Below are 5,904 nucleotides of genomic sequence, written 5' to 3' on the forward strand. Positions count from 1 at the left end.
GCACCGGTTTTGAAAACCGGCGTGCCGCAAGGTACCGGGGGTTCAAATCCCCCCCTCTCCGCTTATAATCAAAGCCGTTGAGTTGTATGCCTATAACTCAGCGGCTTTTGTTTTATCTGGACCGCTCCAGAGCTTCCCATTTGTGGTACTTTTTATGGCATTTTGTGGCACCGGGGTTCGCTGAACCGGAAGACATCATTCCGGATTGGCAAAGTTCGCGGCGATCTGCGCGGGAAAATCTGGGATCTCACCTACCATGAAAATGGAACGTGTTTGCGACCCAAAATTGGTCTGCACGGGTGATTGCAAAGCGAGATTCAAGGAAAGAATCTAAAGCAGTGGAAAAAACAGGGGCGCATTTCGCAGTGATCGTCATGACGGTTTCGGACAGGTTTTTAATCGCCTCGGCGAGAGCTGCTAGTCTGGTGCTTTACTTACCTGCGGGAATCACGGGCAGGACAACATACGAAGGCCTTGCCGCGTCGTGGAAGATTTTTTGCTTTGCAATCTGGAACTTTGTCGCGAGGCCGATATTGTCTTCGTCCGTATTGGGATTTCGGAGGTAGTATGGATAGTAGCTACTGGAGATCTCGATGCGGATGCGGTGTCCGCGCGCGAAAACATTTCCCGTTGGTCGCCAGAAGTCAATCCTGTATTCGTATGGCTGACCTGGTTCAATCGTGCTGAGCTTGTGCGGGTTGAATGCACCATTAAGTTCGGGATCGCGGTGGCGGGCCCGTATGACGCCTTCACCAAGGAACAGGCTACGTCCGTCAGGATATACATCGACCAGGCGAATCATCCAGTCGGTATCGTGGGCACTCGTGGCAGCAAACAGGCGGGCTGTGATCGGGCCGACCACTTCGACATCCTCGGTCAACTCGGGCGTGTCGTAAACCAGCACATCACTCCGCGCAGCGGACTGGCTGATGTCGCGTGGTCCGTCAATATGGCCATTGGTAAAGGGGGCCGAAGGTGTCGGGTTTTGAGGGTCGTAAATATACTGGTCTGCCTGTTCCTTGCCGGGAGGCTGCGTACTCAGAGTACCATCGCCTTCGGAAGAGTTCGCTTTCCCGTCGCTCCGCAGATAGTACTTGATGTATTGTGTCTGCGGCAGTGGCCAGTCTTGAGCGGCGCGCCACTTGTTGCGGCCCATTACGAAAACGTGCACGGGGGGATCTTGCAGCACGCCGTTGTCGATTCCCTTTAAGTGATAATCGAACCAGCGCAGCACGTATCCGTCCCAGTCGATGATCGCCTGCTCGCCAAAATCGACGCCGGCCGCCTTTTGATGACGGTTAATAATATGTTCCCAGGGACCAATTACGATCCGCGGGTGACGCGCGGCGGGCGAACCGCCATATTGCTTCATTGCCAGATAGTTCATCGGCGTGCCGGGAAAGTTCGCGTCGAACCATCCGGAAGCAGCCAATGATGGAACTTTCACTTTGGCATAATTCTCGGGGGTCTGATAAGCAATGGCCCGCCAGTATTCGCCATCGGCGGTGTTTTGTAAAATCCATTTTCGCCACCACTCGTTGGGTTTGTAATTGCGGGTTTTATCGAAGTTGATGTAGGGGAGTTTGTCATACGCTTTTTCGCGATTAACGGCAAATCCGCCGTAAGCACCGGGGCCAGCACTATGCGGCAGACGGGCGGACGTCGAGCCTGCCCAGTCGATCATCCAGCAGACGAAGATCCCATTCTGATACGGACAATTATAAAAATTGTCTGGCGGAGCGACTTCGGGGACGATGGCTTTTAAAGCCGGCGGCGTCTGCGAAGCCGTCCACCACTGCGTCCAGCCCATGTACGACAGCCCGTAGGTTCCCACACTGCCATTACACCACGGCTGCGCAGCAATCCACTGCACCAGATCGTAGCCGTCGGTTTTGTGTTTTGGCGAAAACGGGTCCCACTCACCTCCGGATTCAAATCGACCACGTGAATCGACGTTGATCACTACATAACCGCGCGCGGCGAAATTCTTTGCCCGTGCCACTTGTCCGTTTTTGTTGTAGGGCGTTTGCTGCAACACGGCGGGAAAGCGACCGTCGGCCTTGGGACGGAAGATATCAATCTTCAATTGAATGCCATCGCGCATGGGTGCATCGCGGTCGCGTTCTTCGATGACCTCGTACTTGACAGGCGAGTATTCGCCCGGCTGTGGCGGTTGAGCAGTCGCGAGAGAGCAGGCAAATGGGATGATCGCAGCCACGATCAACGCGATACGACCGCCCAAAAATATCCGAGAGAAGACCATCAGTTTTGCTTTCCTGCTCTAAGTATTACAGACTGGCTATGATAACAAACTGGGAACTGTGACGGACTGGACCTCAGCGTAAAAGCCCAACTCCAGAACCGCCGCGATGTCTCGTCTAACTATGTTCAGATCATTAGAAACATTTAGCAGGCCGAAATCAATACTGCGATTGGCTCAGAATGGCTGCCACCTGTGATTTTTCGATGAGCGTTTCATGCTGTTTTCATTGGTCGCGCTTCCCTGTTGATTAGAGGCCGTCACATGTTGCAAATACAACATGTCAGTGAAAACAGCAGGGTTCCCGCATCGATTATCTTTGCAGGCTTCATTACGAATCGCACCTGTAACGTGTTGTTCTCGAACTCTTCAAGGTATAACAGGTTTTATTGAGACTGTGTGACGACTCATGTAGAAACTTTTGATTCAGGTCAACTCTGGATATCGTTCGGATTCCGCGTTGATCGACATCAGATCTCGCTTTGATTCCCGCTTAATAACTGATTGTCAATAATTGATTCACAAATGATCGGAGACTGTGATGATGCCGCGATGCCGTGTTTTGGGTGTGCTGCTGGCACTTGTTTTCTGCACGTGGCCGGGCGCGCTCAGTCTTGGCCAGAGCTCCCTGCCTCTGTCGAATGAACAGCGACAGACCTTCGATCAAGAACTGCAGACGCTGCAGGACTCACTGAAAACATTACGTGATCGACCTGCAAGCGACTTCGCGGATGTCTCGATTTTCTCCAAGGGTCTGAAGTGGGCTCTGCAGTACGACCAGGAGTTTTCGCCGCGAGATATCGCTTTAATGAAACAGGCAATTGTACGCGGGAAACAGCGCACCGAAGCTTTAACCGAAAACAAAAAACCATGGAGTACCCGCAAGGGCAAGCTTGCACTAGGCTACGTTTCGGCGGTGGACAACTCGGTGCAGCCGTATGGCGTGATTGTACCTGAGAACTATGATCCCTCACGGCCGATCCGGCTCGACGTTGTTTTACACGGTAGCACACGGCCCGTCGGCCTGAGCGAATTACGGTTTATCGCACGTTTCGATGCAGGGAACGACAAACCGTCCACGGCTCCCGATCAGCCATACATCGAGCTGCATCCACTGGGTCGTGTGGAGAACTGTTACCGCTGGGCCGGAGAGACAGACGTGTTCGAGGCCATTGAGGACGTCTGCCGTCGCTACAACATCGACCGTCGCCGGATCGTCCTGCGTGGCATGTCGATGGGGGCTTCCGGCACATGGCACCTTGGTTTAAAACACCCGGATTATTTTGTGGCACTCGGACCCTACTGCGGTTATGTCGATACGCATCATTTTTCGGAAACGCCGCTGAAGAACTTCGTCAAAGTGGGCCCACTGCCGCCGCATCAGGAACTGGGGCTGCATATGCTTGATTCCATCGACTACGCCGCCAACGCCGGTGTCGTGCCGGCCATCGCGTGCATCGGTGACAAAGATGTCTTTTTTCAGGCACACGTGCTGATGGGGAAAGCAATGCAGCAGGAAGGCCTCACGATGGTCAATCTTATCTCGCCAGGCACGGGGCACGTCATTGACCCGGTCACCCATGCCGAGCAGATGCGGCGGATCAGCTTGTATGTCGCCAAGGGGCTTGACAGGCAGCCACAACAACTGCGTTTTGTCACCTGGACTCTCAAATACAATCGCTGCCATTGGCTGGAAGTGCTTGGTTTACAGCAACATTACGCGAAGGCTGTGATCGCTGTGCATTTGCGTGATGATAAGATTGAAATTACGGAACTGCAAAATATCACACGCTTCGCGATCGATATATCGCATCTGCCGAAAGTACTGCAGACACTGCGGATCGGTACCACAGAACTTTCACTGTCGCCGGCAAGTACCGCACCATCCCGAAAGCTTGTGGTCGAACGCCGGGACAACATCTGGTCGATTGCGGACAGCATTGAAAAATCGCCGCTCACAGGCAAACGACCCGGTTTGCAGGGGCCGATTGACGATGCGTTTTCGTCATCGTTTCTTTGTGTACGTGGAACAGGGCAACCGTGGAACGCTGCCGTTCATGCTTATTCCACTGCCAGTCTGAAGCGATTCGCCGACGAGTGGCGACACTATTTTCGCGGTGAACTTCCCATCAAAAACGACACGGACGTGACGGAAGAAGATATTCGAACCCGAAATCTGATCCTCTTTGGCGATCCGGGGAGTAACAGTTATATCGCGAAAGTCTTGCCTGATCTTCCTCTGGAATGGTCAAGAAAAATGCTCCGGCTTGGCAATCAAGATTACCCCGCGGGCAATCACGTTCCCGCATTGATCGCGCCGAACCCACTCTCTGGTGCGAATGGTCGTTACGTGGTACTCAACAGCGGCCACACCTTTCGAGAAGCTGAGTTGGCGAAATTCAATTACCTGCTCTTCCCGCGCTGGGGTGACTGGGCTGTGCTGCAAATCGACCCGTCCCATACAGATTCAACTCCACTCGAGGAGAACGTGCTGCGTTCCGGTTACTTCGACGAGCAATGGAACTGGCCTGAAGAATAAATTTATGAATCGTGTGCCTCTAGGCTGGTATGTTCATCATCCATCAGGGCTTGTCCTGTCCCCGAAAATGACCCCCGTCACAAGACTCAGGGGTCTGTTGTTTTCATGGTTGTTCTGCTCGCCTGTTGGAGCGGAAGAGTTTCAGACCTGAGACGGCTGTACCATTATTTTGACGTTAGTGGAAAATCAATCGTGTTTGAACCCGCTTTGACTTCTGCTTTCAGTGTGGTCTTCGAATTATATTTGGCAGGCAGGATTTCAGGGCGGGCCGCCCGGTCTTTTCCCTCACCCGATTCATCCGAAAATGCTTCGACGGCTGAAATAATCACCACCTGATGTGGACCGATCAGCGCTCCTGCGGCGGCCCCTGTGTAAGACAGAGTATACTTACCCTCGCTGTCGGTTTCTCCGACTGAGGCCCGGCCTCCAGCGGGTTGAAAAGTGACCTGAGCGTTTGCCAGAGGTTTTTCATCCAAAGTCACCACTCCTGAGACTGTACCCAGAGGGGGAGTGTCACTGCTGCCACCGCATCCGGAAATGAGGCTGACAAGTAAACCGATGATGGATAATTTTAAAATGACAGAAAGTCTCATCGAGATGTATCCTCGCATAAATTCCATGTAATTCGCCCGAATCCGGGCTTGAAAAAGCAGTTCCCAGGCCGCAGGGGCCTCCCTCGTCTTTCAGTTGATGAACCGATACGGTTTCGATGACCGCGTTCTAGAATTCACCAATGACGGCTCCATCCCGGATTGATGCCAGTCTTTCAAAAGTGCTGTCGACAACGCCTCCGCTGGCAATGCTGTTGTCGATGTTTTCACTGAGGAACCGAACGCCGCCATCACCCATCAAAAACTGGGCGCCTCCCGTATGCAAACTGCTATAGCCTCCGTTGGCCTGGTCGGCGGTCGATATGGGATTAATCCCGAAGTGCGTTGTCCCGGTGATGCTCAACAGCCCCTGATTCGCTGCCGTATTTGTTCCACAGTTTGCACAGGTTGGCCCTTGTCCCAGGTTGTCTCTCACAGCAAACAACATGGCGGCACTCATTTTATTTCCCGGGATCTGATAAGCTCTTTCCCCCGCGAGAATCGTATTACTCAGT

At 53.1% G+C, this 5,904-nt stretch carries 4 protein-coding genes; 1 reads left to right on the forward strand and 3 read right to left on the reverse strand.

All coding sequences use genetic code 11. The features are described 5' to 3' along the window. Window positions 1-430: 430 nt before the first annotated feature. Entirely contained in the window at window positions 431-2,263 is a 1,833-nt protein-coding gene (locus Q0294_RS09460) for a CocE/NonD family hydrolase (protein WP_299463888.1), read from the reverse strand. A 538-nt stretch (window positions 2,264-2,801) separates the two neighbouring features. Between Q0294_RS09460 and Q0294_RS09465 the strand changes: the two genes are divergently transcribed. Continuing rightward, the gene (locus Q0294_RS09465; RefSeq protein WP_299463891.1) at window positions 2,802-4,799 is read left to right on the forward strand and encodes a prolyl oligopeptidase family serine peptidase; all 1,998 of its coding nucleotides are present in this window, start codon (window positions 2,802-2,804) and stop codon (window positions 4,797-4,799) included. Window positions 4,800-4,963: 164 nt separating this feature from the next. Here Q0294_RS09465 and Q0294_RS09470 read toward each other — a convergent pair whose 3' ends face one another. Next, on the reverse strand, window positions 4,964-5,392 hold the full coding sequence (locus tag Q0294_RS09470) for a hypothetical protein (protein WP_299463894.1): 429 nt from the start codon (window positions 5,390-5,392) through the stop codon (window positions 4,964-4,966). Between the two features lie 127 nt (window positions 5,393-5,519). Beyond that, window positions 5,520-5,904, reverse strand: a 385-nt coding sequence (locus Q0294_RS09475; protein ID WP_299463897.1) for a DUF1559 domain-containing protein, incomplete at its 5' end; no start/stop codon positions are given.

The organism is uncultured Gimesia sp., assembly GCF_937919775.1.
In the GTDB taxonomy this organism is placed as follows: domain Bacteria; phylum Planctomycetota; class Planctomycetia; order Planctomycetales; family Planctomycetaceae; genus Gimesia.